Consider the following 15,117-nt stretch of genomic DNA (forward strand, 5'->3'; position numbering starts at 1 on the left):
TTAAAGCTCCGCCTGCTTGCCAAGGTCGAGGCGGACCGAGGGCCCGCTGGCGCGCACCACCTCGCGGTAGCGGGTGGGCCAGGGCTTGCCGTCCTTCAGCTCGACATCAATGGGGTAGTAATCCATCACGATCTGCGCGGCGGCGTCGCGGACGGCGACCGCCTCGGCAGTCGCGGGGTCGTCGAACACTGCGGCCTCGCGCACGTCGCGGGTCCAGCCGTTTCCGGCCCAATACACAACGTCGCCTGTGGGAACGTCATAGGCGGTCATCACTTGCGGCATCCAACTCACTCCGCGGCCATCAGAAGATCGAGATTTTCAGGGATAAAGGGGGCGATGATGCCCGGCCGCTCCACCGCCAGCGCCGCCACCTCGCCCACCACCAAGAGCGCCGGGCTGCGGACCTTGTGGGTGGCGATAGTCTCGGCCAGGCCGCCAACCGTGGTCTTGAAGGTGCGGCCCTCAAGGCGCGTGCCGCCTTCCAGCACGGCGGCGGGAGTGTCGGGGGCAAGGCCATCTTCCATCAGCTTCTCGGCGATCAGCGGCGCGGCGGCGAGGCCCATGTAGACGACGAGCGTGCGGCCTGGGCTGGCCAGACCCTTCCAGTTCTGGTCGGTAAGGCCCTTGCACTGGCCCGCCACAAAAGTGACGGCGCTGGCGTGCTCCCGGTGGGTCAGCGGCAGCAAGCTCTCGGCGGCGCAACCGAGCGCGGCGGTGATGCCGGGGATGACCTCGACCGCAATGCCGGCATCCCGGCAGGCTTCCACCTCCTCGCCGCCCCGGCCGAAGACGAACGGGTCGCCGCCCTTCAGCCGCGCCACGCGGTAGCCGGCGCGGGCCTTGGCGACGAGCAGGGCGTTGATGTCCTCCTGCTTCATGGTGTGGCGGGAGCGGGCCTTGGCCACGCAGATGCGCTCGGCCAGCGGGTTGACGAGGTCCATGATGCGCGGATCGATGAGGCCGTCGTAGACCACCACCTCGGCATCGCGCAGGGCCTTCACCGCCTTGACGGTGAGCAGATCCGGATCGCCTGGGCCGCCGCCCACGAGTACGACGCGCCCCGCCGCGGGCTCTTGCCCGCGTTGGGATGAATCGACGCCAAAGGGACGGTTGGCCCCTGAAGCCAGCCACCGTTGCATGGTTCTCTCCTGAAATCCGGGAGCGTAAACTGGCTTCAGACGGGTTGAATCGCAAACGAGGTTTTCTTGGGCGACCCCTAGCCCAACTTGGGGAACGGACCCACAGGGGAAAGGCGGACGCGGCACTCCGTTGGGCTGGCCGGCCCGCTGATGCGTTACACATGTGAATACATGGGATCATAGCGCGATGGTTCCGTCGCGCCGGAACGGGCCCAATCGAACGGGCCAAGTGAAACGGGGACCCTGCCATGCTGAAAGACATTCTGGTGCTGCTGGGCGAAACCGGGGCGGAGTCGCCCGCCCTTGAATTCGCGGTTGAACTGGCGCGGGCCAACAGCGCCCATCTCACCGCCGTCGTGTGCGCGGGCGTGCCGCTCTATCAGGAATACCTGCTCGGCACGGTCGTGTTCGAGGCATACCAGACCGAGGTCGGCCGTCAGACCGAGGTGGCGGAGGCCGCGTGCGCCGCCGTGCGCGAGCGGCTGGGCGCTTCGGGCGTTCCCCACGAGGTCCGCACCATTATCGTTGACCTGGATATCCTGCCCATGGATGCGGCGGTGCACGCCCGCTACGCCGATCTGGTGCTGGTCGGCCATCGCGGCTCGTACGGCGACGGGCGCATGTGGGACCGGCTGGTGCAGAGCATCGTCTTCCAGACGGGCCGCCCGCTCATCATCGTGCCCGAGCGGGCGCACCTGCCGCTGGACAAGGTGATGATCGGCTGGAACGCCAGCCGCGAGGCGGTGCGGGCGGTGCACGACGCCATGGACCTCATCAGCGCCGCCGAGCGGGTGGATGTGGCCGTGGTCGATGCCGTGCCCAGCGACGACGGCCACGGCGAGGAGCCGGGCGCGGGCCTGGCGGCGCATCTGGCCCGCCACGTGCGAAACGTGGATGTGCACCGGCTGGACAGCCAGGGCCGCCCCATCGGTGAAGTCCTCCAGACCTTCGCGCGCGATCAGGGCGCGCGCCTCCTGGTGATGGGCGCCTACGGCCACTCCCGCATGTGGGAAATGCTGCTGGGCGGCGCGACGCGCGACGTGCTCGCCAACGCCACCATGCCGGTGCTGCTGTCGCATTGAGGGGTGGGGTTCCCGCGAGATTTTTGCAGGGGGAACTCGTTCCCCTGCGACCTCCCTATTCGTTTTTTGAAAGGGCCGTGTCCTGCATGAAAGGCGCGGCCCTAAATGGAAAGGGAGGTTGCCAAGAGGGGTAAGCCCCTCCTGCGAGATAATCCTTGAGAAAACTACGCCAGCCGCATGGCGGCGAGAAGCGCGCGGCGGGCGGCCCAGCACTGGTCCCAGAGGGCGGGGTTGCCGATGTCGCCGGGGGTGATGCGCTCGGGCCAGTGCTCCTCGACCACGCGGCACAGCCGCTCCCACTTGGCGTCGTCCAGCAGGAAACGCTGGTCGATGGCGGCCAGCGCTGCCTCGTCCACCTGCACGCGCAGGCGCAGGCAGGCGGGGCCGCCGCCGTTCCGCATGCTCTCGCGCACGTCGATGACGATGGCTTCGCGGATCGGGTTGTCGGCGGCCAGCAGCTTCTGCACGTAGTCCCAGACGCGGTGGTTGTCCCGGCACTCCTGCGGCATCACCAGCGCCATGCCGCCTTCTGGAAGCGTGACGAGCTGGGAGTTGAACAGGTAGGAGCGGATGGCGTCCTCCAGCCCCACCTCGCTTGACGGCACCTCGATGATGACGACGCCCGGCAGCGCCTCCTCCAGCGCGGCGTAGAACTTCGCCTTGTCCTCGAAGGCGTGCTCGTGGGCGAACAGCACCTGTTCGTTGGCGACCGCCACCACGTCGTTATGGAAGGCCCCGGCCTGAATGGCGGTGTCGGACTGGGCAACGAGCAGCGTGCGCTTGGGGTCGAGCCCATGGAGGCGCGCCACGGCCTCGCTCGCCCGCCTGCGCTGGCGCGCCGGGAAGCGGCCGCCTTTCTCCTCGCCGTAGACGAACACCTCAACGCCCGGTGCGCCGTGGGCGGGCGCCAGACGCATGTGGTTGGCCGCGCCCTCATCCCCGAAGTGGACGCCGTAGCGCAACGGTGCGTGCACGCAGAAATGCTGTTCGTCCGTGAAGGCCATGCGGAGCCACTGCTCCGTCTCCTGCGCTTCCAGCGAGCGGTGGGCCATGGAGGCGAGGTTGGCGACGGTTATATGCGCGCGCCCGTCCGCCGTGTCCGGCTTGGGGGAGACGGTGGCGGCGTTGGCCGTCCACATGGAAGAGGCGGCAAAGGCGTTGCGGAACAGGGCCGGGTCCGCCGCGAAAGCCGCCGCGCACACGGCGGCATCCGAGCCGTCGAAACCCAGCATCCGCAGGGCGGGCACATGGGGGCGCTCCTGCGGCGGCAGCACGCCCTGGGGCAGGCCCAGATCCAACAGCTGCTTCATCTTGGCGAGGCCCTGGAGCGCCGCGGCCCGCGGCGAGGAAACCTCGCCCGCGTTGGCGGCGGAGGCCACGTTGCCGAGGCTGAGGCCGGCGTAGTTGTGGGTCGGGCCGATCAGCCCGTCGAAATTGATTTCCCTGTAGGACATAGGGTGCGGACTCTTCGGTTGTCAGGCTGGCTTCAGGCCGGTGCGGATGGGGGCGCCCGGCGCGCTTTGCTCCAGGCTGGCGACAGGATAGGCGCAGTAGTCGGCCGCATAGTAGGCGCTCGGCCGGTGATTGCCGGAAAGCCCCACGCCGCCGAAGGGGGAGGCGGAGGCCGCCCCGGTCGTCGGCCGGTTCCAGGCGAGCACCCCGGCGCGCGTTTCGGCCCAGAAGCGGGTGTAAAGCGCTTCGTCTTCCCCGATGAACCCGGCGGCAAGGCCATAGCGGGTGGCATTGGCTTCATCGAGCGCGGCGCTGAAATCGGTGACGCGGATCACCTGCAGGAGCGGGCCGAAATGCTCCTCATCCGGGCGGGAGGCGACGTGGGTGACGTCGATGATGCCGGGGGTGAGGAACGGCCTGTCCTCGATGGGGTGGGTCATCAGCTTCACCGGCTTGCCCCCGGCGGCCAGCATTCCCTCCTGCGCGGCGAGTAGGCGGCGGGCGGCGTTGCGGTTGATGACCGGGCCCATGAACGGCTGGGGCTCGTCGAACGGCGCGCCGACGATCAGCCGCTCGGTCACGCCCACCAGCGCATCCAGCACCCGGTTGCCCTCGTCCCCTGCGGGCAGGATGAGGCGGCGGGCGCAGGTGCAGCGCTGCCCGGCGGAGAGAAAAGCGGATTGGGCGATGATGTGGGCGGCCGCTTCCGCGTCGCTGACGCCCCACACGACGAGCGGGTTGTTGCCGCCCATCTCCAGCGCGAGGATTCTGTTCGGCGTCTCGGCGAACTGGCGGTGGAGCGCAAGGCCCGTCGGCATGGAGCCGGTGAACAGGAGGCCATCGATATCCGGGTGCCCGGCGAGCGCCCGGCCGGTGCTTGCCCCGCCGTTGACCACGCGCAGCGCATCGGCGGGCAGGCCCGCTTCCTCCCACACCTCGGCCATGGCAAGGCCGCAGGCGGGCGTCTCCTCGCTCGGCTTGAAGACGACCGTGTTGCCCGCCAAGAGGGCGGGCACGATGTGCCCGTTGGCCAGGTGCATGGGGAAGTTGTAGGGCCCCAGCACCGCCAGCACGCCGTGCGGCTTGTGGGCGACGCGCTGGCGCATCCCGCCCGCCTCCTGCACCTTCGTGCCGGTGCGCTCCCCATAGGCGCGGATGGAGATTTCCACCTTAGCGGCGACGCTGTCGATTTCCGTCTGCGCTTCCCAGAACGGCTTGCCGGTTTCCTGCGAGATGAGGCGGGCCAGCTCTTCCTTCCGCTCGCGCATCCGCTCGGCGTAGGTGGTGGCGATGGCGGCCCGCGCCTCGAACGAACGGCGCGCCCAATCAGGAAGGGCACTGCGCGCGGCCGCGATGGCGGCGGAAACCTGCGCCTCGGTGGCAACCGGGCCGCGCCACACCGGCGCGCCGGTCGAGGGGTCGTAGGAAACGAGAAGCGCGCCGGCTTCGGCGCCCGCCTGATCGGTCAGAGGCGCGGGCACGCCGGTCTTGTCAAAAGGTGACATGCAGGATCTCCATGCCGGGGCTGAGGCCGAGACAGGCGGCCAGGGGTTCGTCCACCATCACGGCGCTGTGGGGAAGAAGTTCCAGCCGCCCGCGCGCAGCGCGAAAATCCGCGCCCCGGCCGACGGCCACCAGCGCATCGAGGCTGGTCTCGCTATCGAGCGGGCGCACGCCCGCCACTTCGGAGAGGTGGTGATCCTTCACCGCCTTCAGGTCATCGGCGTAGGCGACAACGGTCGGCCCGCCGTCAAAGATGTCCACATAGCCCTCGTAGCGAAAGCCTTCCTCGGCGAGGAGGGTATAGGCCCGCTCCCCATCCCGGTGCGGGCGGCCGATGGCCGCCTGGGCGGCAGGCGGCAGCAGGCGCGCATAGATGGGATATTTGGGCATCAGGTCGGCGATGAACTGGTTGCCGTGCAGGCTGTTGAAGCGGTCCGCGTCCTCGAACTCCATGTCGAAGAAGTGGCGGCCCAGCCCCTCCCAGAACGGCCAGCTGCCATCCTCCGCCTGATAGCCGCGCAGGTCGGCGATGATCTTGGCGGCGAAGCGTGACCGGTGGGCGGCAAGGAACAGGTAGCGGCTGCGGGCGATCAGGCGGCCCGCGCCGGCGGCGCGCCGCTCCGGCTCCAGAAACAGCCCGCCCACTTCCGAGCAGCCGTCGAAGTCGTTGACCAGGTGCAGCACGTCGGAGGTGAGCGACTTGCCCAGCTCCTTGCAGGTCTGGGAGATGCGGGTGATCTTGTAGCTGTAGAACGGCCACTCAACGCCCAGCCGGGTGAACAGGCTGGCGGTGCCGAAGACGGCACCGGTGCCCACGTCTTCCAGCACCAGCATGTAAAGCTCGCCCGAGCCCTCGGCGGCGGCCTGGGACAGACCGGCCACGCTGGCGTTCACCCGGCGGGCAAGGTCGTCCCGATTGGGCGGCAGGTTGGTGAAGCCGCCGCCAGTCTTGAGCGACAACTGGTAGAGGGCGTCGATATCCTCCGGCCGGGCCATGCGAACACGAAAAGCGCCGCCCCGCGCTTCGGCGCGCACGGCCTGGTTCGCGATCAGTTTCTCGCTTGCGTTCGGGCTCACGGACGGTCCCCCCGCGGCGGAACCGGAAGCGTCCCGGAAGCCAGCCGCATCAGAAGCAATGCTGAAAGCCGGGCGCGCTCGGCCAGGCTCTCGGTAACAAGAAACTCATCAGACGAATGGATGGCTCCGCCGCGTACGCCCAAAGTGTCCACAACGGCGAGGCCCTCGGCGGCGAGGTTGTTGCCATCGCAGCAGCCGCCGGTCGCCGCCCAGTGGATTGGCAGGCCCAAGTCCTCTCCGCACAGCTTCACCGCCGCGAACAAGGCGGCCTGTCGCTCGTCCATCGGCTTGGGCGGGCGGTTGAAGCGGCCGTGGAGCGTGAGCGCAACATCCCGCGCGGCGGAGACCTCGGCGATGATCCGCTCCGCCTGCGTCTGCGCCCAGTGCATGTCCGCGTGAGTCTTCACCCGAATCTCGAACCGGCCGACGGCGGAGGCTGGCACCACATTGGTCGGCGCACCGCCCTCCATGCGGGCAACGTTCACCGTCAGGCCCTCTTTTGCGCCGGTGAGCGCCGCCAGCCGCACGAAGGCGTCGGCGACAGCGAGCACGGCGTTGCGCCCTTCCTGCGGGTTGCGCCCGGCGTGGGCCGAGCGGCCCTCCGCCACAATGCTGAACGAGCCGATGCCCTTGCGCGCGCCCGCCAGCCGCCCGTCTTCCATGGCGGGCTCGTAGACCAGCCCCAGGTGCGCGCTGCGTGCCGCCTCCGCCAGAACGGGGGCGGAGCCGAGGGAGGAGACCTCCTCGTCGGCGTTGATGACGATCTCATAGCCCAGCCGGTCCGCCCACGGGCTGCGCTCCAGCGCCTGCAAGGCGTGCAGCATCACGAGCAGCCCGCCCTTCATGTCGGCAACGCCCGGCCCGTTGATGACGCCGGGGCGTAAGTCCTGCGGCGTCTGGAACGGGTGGTCGGGCGCGAACACCGTGTCCATATGGCCGGCCAGCAGCACGCGGATGGGCGCTTCCGGCCGCTTGGAAAGGCGCAGGATGCGCCCGTGCTCAAGGGGGGCGAGGCGGCCGTCGGCGGTGACGGCATGGGCAGGCGCGGGGTCCACCAGCCGCAGGTCGCCGCCAAGCGGGGCGAAGGCCTCGCGCAGCACGTCGGCCATGCGGGCCAGCCCGGCGAGGTTGCGGCTGCCGGAGTTGATGGCGCTCCACCGGCGCACGGTATCGATCATGGCGTTGCTCTGGCCGTCGATCCAGTCCAGCGCGGCCTGTTCGCGAGTATCGATGCGCGTCATTGAACCTAGCATGGGGATTAATCCTTCCGGCACAGATATTGTCACGCCTGCCGCCGCAGGGGTTACGAAAGGCTGTGCTTTTCGCCGCAGAAAATTCGGTGTATGCGTAATAATATGAGGCAAGCCACTCTCGATGCCACTGACCGGCGGATTCTCCACGCGCTCCAGCAGGACGCGCGGATGACCAACCAGGCGCTGGCAGGAAGGGTGAACCTGTCGCCCAGCGCCTGCCTTGCGCGAGTGCGGCGGCTGGAGGCGGCGGGGTTGATTCTCGGCGCGCATGCGGCGGTGGATATCGAGCGGGTGCAGCCAACGGTGGTGATCTATGCGGGCGTGACCCTGGCCAGCCACCACCCGCAGGATTTCGCCCGCTTCGAGGAGCGGATCGCTGCCCTGCCCGCCGTCATCGAGGCGGCGCAGGTGAGCGGCAACTTCGATTATCTCCTGAAAGTCGCGGTGCCGGATATCAACGCCTGGCGGACGCTTGCGGATGCGGTGCTGGCGGGAGACTTCGGCGTCGCCAAGATCACCTCCCTCATCCGCATGGCCGAGGTGAAGCGCTTCACCGGCTATCCGATAGACGGGGTCCGGCCGCCAGGCGGGGCACGCAAGGGCTGAGCCGGATTCAACTCAAAGGACTCATTGCATGTCGACTGTTGTTATTGAGACGCCGCGCCTTGCCTTGCGGGAATGGCGGGGCGAAGACCGCGCCCCTTTCGCCGCCATGAACGCGGACCCGGAGGTGATGCGCTACTTCCCCCGGCCCTACACGCCCGAAGAGAGCAACGCCATGGTGGACCGCATCATGGCGATGATGGCGGAGCGCGGCTTCGGCTTCTATGCGGTGGAGGAAAAGGGCGGCGCGCCGTTCATCGGTTTCGTCGGCCTCTCCGTGCCCCGGTTCGAGGCGGCGTTCACGCCCTGCGTCGAGATCGGCTGGCGGCTGATGCGGTCCGCGTGGGGGGCAGGGCTACGCCACCGAGGCGGCCCGCGCCGTGCGCGACGATGCCTTCACCCGGCTGGGGCTGGAGGAGATCGTCTCCTTCACCGCCGTGCCGAACGAGCCCTCCCAGCGGGTGATGCAGCGCATCGGTTTCCGGCATGAGCCCGCCCTCGACTTCGACCACCCCCTCGTGCCCGAGGGCAACTGGCTCCGCCGCCACGTCCTCTACCGCCTCGACCGCAAGGGGTGGGAGGGGTTGGTAAAGCATCTCTGATCGTTGGTCGGTCTGGATCCTGGAATTGGCATCGGGTAACCAGGATAAATGGACAGGATACCCCTATGCGTTCCTTACAATCGGAAAGATGAAGCTCGCCGCGCTGGCGCAAAATGGGATCCAGAGCTCCGAGCCTGGATCTGCGAGCCTGCCCAGCTCACGTCTCACTTATACGCGCAGCTTCGCCCTTTTGTCCCGCGTATGTACCGGCTGGATGTGGAGCCACCATACATCCGTCCATGGATGGTCCCGCAGACCTCATGGGGGAAGAACCTACGGGCCGTCCTTAAGAAAGAAGAATGGGACGTTGTTCGCCGACATGCCTACGCTTCTGCTGGCAATCGCTGCCGTGTGTGCGGAGGGCGTGGCCCCAAGTGGCCCGTAGAGGCTGATGAGGCATGGGAATATGATGATGCTACCCTCACCCAGACCTTAAAGGGTGTCATTGCCCTTTGCCCGTCGTGTCACCGTGTCCGACACTGGGGAAAGACCATGGTCGATGGCAACGAGGAGGAGGCTTTCGAGTGGGTAATGCACATCAACCGGTGGAGCCGGAGCGAAGCAGAAAAGGCGGCTGATTTTGCATTTCGACAATGGGAACGGCGGTCGAGGCATCAGTGGCGCGTAGATTACTCATGGGTCACTCGCACCCATGGTTTTCAACCAGACGAGGAGGGGCTTCGCCGCGCTGCGATCGCAAATCAGGAACTCGTATCAATGGCGGCGGCACGAGCTGGATTGTTGAATGTGATGGAAGAAGTGCCGCCTTCTTCCGGTCAGCTTAACCCGCCCGAACCTGTCGCATCACAGAGGCCTGACGTGGCTCCAGTGCCCCAACGCCAATCGGGCAAGATTATGCGCTTTTTTAAATCCCTCTTCCGAGAGTGACGAAAAACACCGGCGGGAAGCTGACTCCCGCCAGTGTTTTTTGTGTTGTTAACGGCTAACGGCGACGAAGCTCAATCCGGTGGGTTGTGCTTGCGGAGGAACGCTTCCAGCTGGTTAAAATAGGCCTTGCGGTTGGACATGTGGGAGAAGCCGTGGCCTTCGTCCTTATAGAGGTAGAACTCGTGCGGCTTGCCCGCCTTCTCCAGCGCCCTGGCGTAGAGAATGGACTGCTCCGGTGGTACGCGCTGGTCGTCGTCGCCGTGGGCGAGGAACACCGGCACCTGCAGGCGGTCGATCTGCCTGAGCGGTGAGAAGTCGTCGATGTCCGCGTCCTTGTCGCCGCGCACCCGCTCCTTCCAGACCCGCGCCTCCGTGCCGCTGTAGAAGAAGTCGCGCGAATAGCGCAGCTGCCGGGCGATGTCGGTAACCCCGGCGAAGCTGGCGGCGCAGCGATAGCGCTCCGGGTTGCGGGTCGCGCCCCACAGGGCGGCATAACCGCCGTAGGAGGCGCCGACGATGCAGACGCGCTTGGGGTCGGCGATGCCTTCCTTCACCAGCCAGTCCATGCCGTCGTCCAGATCGTCCTGCATGGCCCGGCCCCACTGGCCGTCGCCGCGCTCCTCGAACGCCCAGCCATAGCCTCCCGAGCCCCGGTAGTTGGGTTGCAGCACGGCATAGCCGCGGTTGGCGAGGAACTGCACGTCGGGGTCGTAGGCGTCGTTGTCCCGCACGCCATAGGGGCCGCCATGGGGCATGATGATGAGCGGCAGGCCCTTCGCCTCGCGCCCCGGCGGCAGGGTGAGGTAACCATGGATCTCCAGCCCGTCGCGGGCCTTGTAGGAGATCGGCTTCGGACTGGCGAGCGTCTTGCCCCGCAACTTCTCGTTCACGGCGGCGACGCGGTTCATGGTGGCCGTGGCCATCTGGAACAGATAGTAGTTGCCCGGGTTGTCCGGGCTGGACACGTGAACGAGGAGGCGCGTGTTGTCGCGGCTGCGGGAGACGATCGAGGCCCGCTGCGGCGCAACGGACTTGTCGAGGGCGGCCTGAAGCTCCTTCAGCGCCGGGTCGAACCACTCCACCCGATGGCGCTCGTCGGTGTAATAGGCGGCCAGCAATGATTTTTTGTCCGGGGCGAGGCTGATGTTGCTGATATCATTGGTCGGGCTTTCGAACAGCCGCTCGCCGAGCGTCAGGGTCGCGAAGTCGAAGCGGTAGACGGCGCGGCGCCCCGTCTGCTCGCTGGAGAGAACGTAACCCTCGTCGCTGTCCGGCACCGGCACAAACCCGTCGATGATGCTGGCGGGGCCGTCGTAGCGAACCTTGTCGATCCGGCGCAACGGGTCGCCGTCCCTACTGCGGTAAAAGAGCGAATACCCCTGCTGCGTAAAGGAATAGCCCCCACGCACGACGCCGGCACTGTCCGCGAACCACTGCCATACGCCTGCCCGCTGGCCGACGACCAGCTCCATGTCGTCCGTCTCCAGATCCACCCGGTAGACAGCGGGGTAATCCTCCAGCGTCTTCTGGATGGAGAGCAGCAGCCACTTGCCGTCCGGGTCCACGTAAAGCACGTCATCCCCAACGATGCCCTGCGTCCGCTTGCCGACGAATTTCGTCTCCCGGGTCGCCAGATCGAAGGCGACGAGACGGGTGACGTAAATGTCGTTGCCCCGAAACTTCTGATTGCGGCCGAGGCTGATAAGTACCTTGCCGTTGCCCGCCCAGCGATACCACGCGACTTCGTAGCCGTCGGACACGGGAAAGAACTGATGCTGGTCGCCGAACAGGTCGATGACCCCAAGGGTTTCCTTGGGCTCCTCGCTTCCGCGCCTCACCATGCCGAGCAGCATCGTGCCGCTCGGCGACAGCTCAGGCGCACTGATGACGGGAAGCTGGGCAAAGTCTTCGGTTGGAATAAGCGCAGGCTGCGCGCTGTTCGCGTTTGCGGCCACCGCCGCCTGTGGCGGCACGCTCCCCAACAGCATCATTGCAGCCGCCAAGGCTGCCGCCCAGCAACGTTTCCCCATGTTACAGCCCCCCGGCAACAAGTTTCTCAGCCGAAATAGTTAGCTCAAAGCAACTATATGGGCCAAGGCAAAACGCCGGGGTGGGGGGAGGATATATCTTCCAAAAAAACACCGGCGGGAAGCTGACTCCCGCCGGTGTTCTTCCGTGCCGTTGAGGCTTGCAGAGGCTCTAAGCGTCGATCTCGAACTTGACGCCCTGGGCCAGCGGCAGATCGCGGCCGTAGTTGATGGTCTGGGTCTGGCGGCGCATGTAGGCCTTCCAGGCGTCCGAGCCGGATTCGCGGCCGCCACCGGTCTCCTTCTCGCCGCCGAACGCGCCGCCGATCTCGGCGCCCGACGTACCCATGTTGACGTTGGCGATGCCGCAGTCGCTGCCCTGGGCGGAGAGGAAGTATTCTGCCTCGCGCATGTCCGTCGTCAGGATGGAGGAGGAGAGGCCCTGCGGCACGTCCCGCTGCAGGCGGATGGCCTCCTCGAAGTCGGTGTAGCGCAGCACGTAGAGAATGGGCGCGAAGGTTTCCTCGCGGACGATTGCCGTCTGCTCCGGCATTTCCACCAGCGCCGGGGTGACGTAGACGCCGCCCGGCACCCGCTCGATGCGCTCGCCGCCGGTAATGGCGCCGCCCTCGGCCTTCGCCTGCTCAAGCGCGTGCTTCATGGCCTCGTAAGCGCCCTCGTCGATGAGCGGGCCGAGCAGGTTCTTCGCATCCAGCGGGTCGCCGATGGGCAGCGACGCGAACGCCGCCTTCAGGCGCGGCACCAGCGCGTCGTAAACCGAGTCATGTACGATGAGGCGGCGCAGCGTGGTGCAGCGCTGGCCGGTGGTGCCCGCCGCGCCAAAAGCGACGGCCCGCACCGCCAGTTCCAGATCCGCCGACGGGCAGACGATGGTGGCGGCGTTGCCGCCCAGCTCCAGGAGCGTGCGGCCAAGGCGGGCGGCGACCGTTTGCGCCACGGCCCGGCCCATGCGGGTGCTGCCCGTTGCCGAGACAAGCGGCACGCGGGGATCAGCGGTCATCGCCTCGCCCACATCCGCCCGGCCCATGATGAGCTGGGAGAGGCCCTTGGGGGCTTGCGGGAAGTCCGCCGCCACGGTTTCCATCAGGTGCTGCACGGCGATGGCTGTCAGCGGCGTCTTTTCGGACGGCTTCCAGAGGATGGAATCGCCGCACACCAGCGCCAGCGCCGCGTTCCACGACCACACGGCGACCGGGAAGTTGAACGCCGAGATGATGCCGACGGGGCCCAGCGGGTGCCACATCTCGCGCAGGTGATGGTTGGTGCGCTCGGTCGCGATGGTGAGGCCGTAAAGCTGGCGGGAAAGACCGAGGGCGAAATCGCACACGTCGATCATTTCCTGCACCTCGCCCAGCCCTTCGGAGAGGGGCTTGCCGCTCTCGGCGGAGACGAGGCGGCCCAGCGGCTCCTTGTGCTGGCGCAGCGCATCGCCGAGGCGGCGGACCAGCTCGCCACGCACCGGGCCTGGCACACGCGACCAGGCGCGGAAGGCCTCGACGCTCTGGCCGATCTTCTCCGTGACGCTTGCGGGCGTGTCCATCTTCAGGCGGCCGGTCTCGCTGCCGTCGATGGGCGAGCGGGCGACGAGATCGCCCTCGGCATAGAGGGTGCGCGGAACGCCCATCGCATCGAGATAACCGGTCACATCCACCATGCTGTCTACTCCTTTGGGGAATTCAAAAGCGGTTCGAGGAAACAAAGATAGTTCGATGATTTAAAGATCACTCAGCGTTTTGCCCGGCGCAATGTGGCGGGCGCTGACCGGCAGCTCGAGCACGGCCGGGCGATTGCTGGCAACGGCCGCCTCGAAGGCCGGGGCAAAATCCTCCGTGCGCTCCACCTTTGCTGCAAAGCAGCCGAAGCTGGCGCCCAGCGCCACGAAATCCGGGTTGGCAAGGACCGTGCCGGAAACCCGGCCCGGATACTCCCGACTTTGGTGCATGCGGATGGTGCCATAGACGCCGTTGTTGGCGATGAGCACGATGATGTTGACGCCATACTGGGCGGCGGTCGCCAGTTCCTGCACGGACATGACGAAATCCCCATCCCCCGCCACGCAAACGACGGTGCGCTCCGGGTGCACGATCTTGGCGGCGATGGCGGCGGGCAGGCCGTAGCCCATGGCCCCGCTGGTGGGCGCAAGCTGGGTGCGGTAGCGCCGGTGCTGGTAGAAGCGGTGCAGCCACGCGGCAAAGTTGCCCGCGCCGTTGGTGAGAATGGCATCGTGCGGCAGGGTGCGGTCCAGATGCGCCATCACCTCCGCAAGGTTCACGCCCTCGCCTACCACGACCGGCCTGATCCAGTCCTGATAATCGGCATGGGCGCGGGCCGCCTCGCCCGCCCAGGCGGCGGCGTCCACCCGGATGGCGGCCAGCGCATGGGCGGCTTCATCAAGGCTGGAGGCAATGCTGAGCACCGGCTGGTAGACCTTGCCCAGCTCGTTCGCATCCGGATGAATATGGATGAGCCGTTGCTGCGGCACCGGCGGCTGGATGAGGGTGTAGCCGCTCGTCGTCATCTCCGAAAGGCGCGAGCCGAACACCAGCAGCAGGTCTGCGTCCTTCACCCGCTCGGCGAGCCGTGGGTTGGGGCCGATGCCCAGGTCGCCCGCGTAATTGGGGTGGGTGTTGTCGAACAGGGACTTGCGGCGGAAGGTGGTGGCGACCGGCAGGTCGTTCGCCTCCACGAAAATCCTGAGGTTGGCCAGCCCCTCCTCGCTCCAGCCGCTGCCGCCCAGCAGCACCAGCGGGCGCATCGAGCCCGCCAGCAGCGCCTTCAGCTGTTCGATGGAGGAAAGCGCCGGCGCGGAGACGGCGGGCTCCACGCGTCCGAAGGTGGGACCCGTGCTCGGCTCCACCAGCATGTCCTCCGGCAGGGCGAGCACCACCGGGCCGGGGCGGCCACTCATGGCGACGGCATAGGCGCGGTCCACATATTCGGCCATGCGGTTGGGGTCGTCCACCTCCGCCACCCACTTGGCCAGCGTGCCGAACATCTGGCGGTAGTCCACCTCCTGAAAGGCTTCGCGGTCCCGGTCCTGCCGCGCCACCTGACCGATGAACAGGATCATCGGGATGGAATCCTGCCGGGCGGTGTGCACGCCGATGGCGGCATGGGTCGCGCCGGGGCCGCGGGTGACGAAACAGAGGCCGGGGCGGCCGGTCAGGCTGCCGTAGGCGCTCGCCATGTTGGCGGCCCCCGCTTCGTGACGGCAGGTGATGAGCCGGATGCGATCCTGAACGTCATGCAGCGCATCGAGCACGGCGAGGTAGCTCTCGCCCGGAACGCAGAAGGCATGGGTTGCGCCCTGGGCGATGAGACAATCGACCAGTTGTTGCGCGGCGGTGCGGATGGTTTCGGCCATACAGCCGTGGTGCGATGCCGGTGTGCCGGAGTCAATCGGCAGACTGGCAGGCCGCCGGGCCCCTGGCAGGCATTCCGCCAAGCTGGGCAGCAAAGCGTTGGTTGCA

General features: G+C 67.4%; 14 protein-coding genes. 5 read left to right on the forward strand and 9 right to left on the reverse strand.

The genetic code is table 11. The features are described from left to right. On the reverse strand, positions 1-282 hold the full coding sequence (locus L0C21_RS02970) for a DUF2849 domain-containing protein (RefSeq protein ID WP_259276946.1): 282 nt from the start codon (positions 280-282) through the stop codon (positions 1-3). A 5-nt stretch (positions 283-287) separates the two neighbouring features. Beyond that, positions 288-1,139 carry a uroporphyrinogen-III C-methyltransferase gene (gene cobA, locus L0C21_RS02975; protein ID WP_259276947.1) on the reverse strand — a complete coding sequence of 284 codons (852 nt, stop codon included), beginning with the start codon at positions 1,137-1,139 and terminating at the stop codon, positions 288-290. Positions 1,140-1,387: 248 nt separating this feature from the next. On the opposite strand from cobA, the gene L0C21_RS02980 reads away from it, so the two are divergent. After that, on the forward strand, positions 1,388-2,221 hold the full coding sequence (locus tag L0C21_RS02980; RefSeq protein ID WP_259276948.1) for a universal stress protein: 834 nt from the start codon (positions 1,388-1,390) through the stop codon (positions 2,219-2,221). Positions 2,222-2,385: 164 nt separating this feature from the next. On the opposite strand, the gene L0C21_RS02985 is transcribed toward L0C21_RS02980, so the two are convergent. From L0C21_RS02985 to L0C21_RS03000, 4 genes are read right to left on the reverse strand one after another with little or no spacing between them, the layout of a single operon-like run. Beyond that, positions 2,386-3,675 (reverse strand): N-succinylarginine dihydrolase, encoded by a 1,290-nt coding sequence (locus L0C21_RS02985; protein WP_259276949.1) that lies wholly within the window; start codon positions 3,673-3,675, stop codon positions 2,386-2,388. A 21-nt stretch (positions 3,676-3,696) separates the two neighbouring features. Further along, entirely contained in the window at positions 3,697-5,178 is a 1,482-nt protein-coding gene (gene astD, locus L0C21_RS02990) for a succinylglutamate-semialdehyde dehydrogenase (protein ID WP_259276950.1), read from the reverse strand. Then, the gene (gene astA / locus L0C21_RS02995; protein WP_259276951.1) at positions 5,165-6,253 is read right to left on the reverse strand and encodes an arginine N-succinyltransferase; all 1,089 of its coding nucleotides are present in this window, start codon (positions 6,251-6,253) and stop codon (positions 5,165-5,167) included. Before astA ends, astD begins: the two co-directional genes overlap by 14 nt. Then, a complete protein-coding gene (locus tag L0C21_RS03000; protein ID WP_259276952.1) occupies positions 6,250-7,506 on the reverse strand; it encodes a hydrolase in 1,257 nt (418 codons plus the stop codon). Before L0C21_RS03000 ends, astA begins: the two co-directional genes overlap by 4 nt. Positions 7,507-7,608: 102 nt before the next feature. Between L0C21_RS03000 and L0C21_RS03005 the strand changes: the two genes are divergently transcribed. The 4 genes from L0C21_RS03005 to L0C21_RS17075 are packed head-to-tail and all read left to right on the forward strand — an operon-like array spanning position 7,609 to position 9,599. Continuing rightward, a complete protein-coding gene (locus L0C21_RS03005; protein ID WP_259276953.1) occupies positions 7,609-8,112 on the forward strand; it encodes an Lrp/AsnC family transcriptional regulator in 504 nt (167 codons plus the stop codon). Positions 8,113-8,140: 28 nt separating this feature from the next. Next, positions 8,141-8,599: a GNAT family N-acetyltransferase gene (locus L0C21_RS03010; RefSeq protein ID WP_259276954.1), complete on the forward strand. Its 459-nt coding sequence runs from the start codon at positions 8,141-8,143 to the stop codon at positions 8,597-8,599. After that, positions 8,514-8,711, forward strand: a complete 198-nt coding sequence (locus L0C21_RS03015) for a GNAT family N-acetyltransferase (protein ID WP_374940244.1) — start codon at positions 8,514-8,516, stop codon at positions 8,709-8,711. Before L0C21_RS03010 ends, L0C21_RS03015 begins: the two co-directional genes overlap by 86 nt. A gap of 48 nt (positions 8,712-8,759) precedes the next feature. Next, a complete protein-coding gene (locus L0C21_RS17075; protein ID WP_510380957.1) occupies positions 8,760-9,599 on the forward strand; it encodes a DUF5710 domain-containing protein in 840 nt (279 codons plus the stop codon). A 71-nt stretch (positions 9,600-9,670) separates the two neighbouring features. Here the strand turns inward: L0C21_RS17075 and L0C21_RS03025 are convergent, their stop codons facing one another. The 3 genes from L0C21_RS03025 to L0C21_RS03035 all read right to left on the reverse strand — a co-directional run bounded on the left by L0C21_RS03025 (position 9,671) and on the right by L0C21_RS03035 (position 15,011). After that, entirely contained in the window at positions 9,671-11,590 is a 1,920-nt protein-coding gene (locus L0C21_RS03025) for an alpha/beta hydrolase family protein (RefSeq protein WP_259276957.1), read from the reverse strand. 208 nt (positions 11,591-11,798) lie between these two features. Continuing rightward, positions 11,799-13,301, reverse strand: a complete 1,503-nt coding sequence (amaB, locus tag L0C21_RS03030; protein ID WP_259276958.1) for an L-piperidine-6-carboxylate dehydrogenase — start codon at positions 13,299-13,301, stop codon at positions 11,799-11,801. Between the two features lie 60 nt (positions 13,302-13,361). Then, on the reverse strand, positions 13,362-15,011 hold the full coding sequence (locus L0C21_RS03035) for a thiamine pyrophosphate-binding protein (protein WP_259276959.1): 1,650 nt from the start codon (positions 15,009-15,011) through the stop codon (positions 13,362-13,364). Between the last annotated feature and the right edge of the window lie 106 nt (positions 15,012-15,117).

The organism is Pedomonas mirosovicensis, assembly GCF_022569295.1.
Taxonomy (GTDB): Bacteria; Pseudomonadota; Alphaproteobacteria; order Sphingomonadales; family Sphingomonadaceae; genus Pedomonas; species Pedomonas mirosovicensis.

Excerpts from the sequence above, each read along its gene's own strand:
- L0C21_RS02970 (WP_259276946.1), bottom strand. The coding sequence starts at position 282 with ATGCCGCAAGTGATGACCGCCTATGACGTTCCCACAGGCGACGTTGTG.
- cobA (WP_259276947.1), bottom strand. The coding sequence starts at position 1,139 with ATGCAACGGTGGCTGGCTTCAGGGGCCAACCGTCCCTTTGGCGTCGAT.
- L0C21_RS02980 (WP_259276948.1), top strand. The coding sequence starts at position 1,388 with ATGCTGAAAGACATTCTGGTGCTGCTGGGCGAAACCGGGGCGGAGTCG.
- L0C21_RS02985 (WP_259276949.1), bottom strand. The coding sequence starts at position 3,675 with ATGTCCTACAGGGAAATCAATTTCGACGGGCTGATCGGCCCGACCCAC.
- astD (WP_259276950.1), bottom strand. The coding sequence starts at position 5,178 with ATGTCACCTTTTGACAAGACCGGCGTGCCCGCGCCTCTGACCGATCAG.
- L0C21_RS03000 (WP_259276952.1), bottom strand. The coding sequence starts at position 7,506 with ATGCTAGGTTCAATGACGCGCATCGATACTCGCGAACAGGCCGCGCTG.
- L0C21_RS03005 (WP_259276953.1), top strand. The coding sequence starts at position 7,609 with ATGAGGCAAGCCACTCTCGATGCCACTGACCGGCGGATTCTCCACGCG.
- L0C21_RS03010 (WP_259276954.1), top strand. The coding sequence starts at position 8,141 with ATGTCGACTGTTGTTATTGAGACGCCGCGCCTTGCCTTGCGGGAATGG.
- L0C21_RS17075 (WP_510380957.1), top strand. The coding sequence starts at position 8,760 with ATGGACAGGATACCCCTATGCGTTCCTTACAATCGGAAAGATGAAGCT.
- L0C21_RS03025 (WP_259276957.1), bottom strand. The coding sequence starts at position 11,590 with ATGATGCTGTTGGGGAGCGTGCCGCCACAGGCGGCGGTGGCCGCAAAC.
- amaB (WP_259276958.1), bottom strand. The coding sequence starts at position 13,301 with ATGGTGGATGTGACCGGTTATCTCGATGCGATGGGCGTTCCGCGCACC.
- L0C21_RS03035 (WP_259276959.1), bottom strand. The coding sequence starts at position 15,011 with ATGGCCGAAACCATCCGCACCGCCGCGCAACAACTGGTCGATTGTCTC.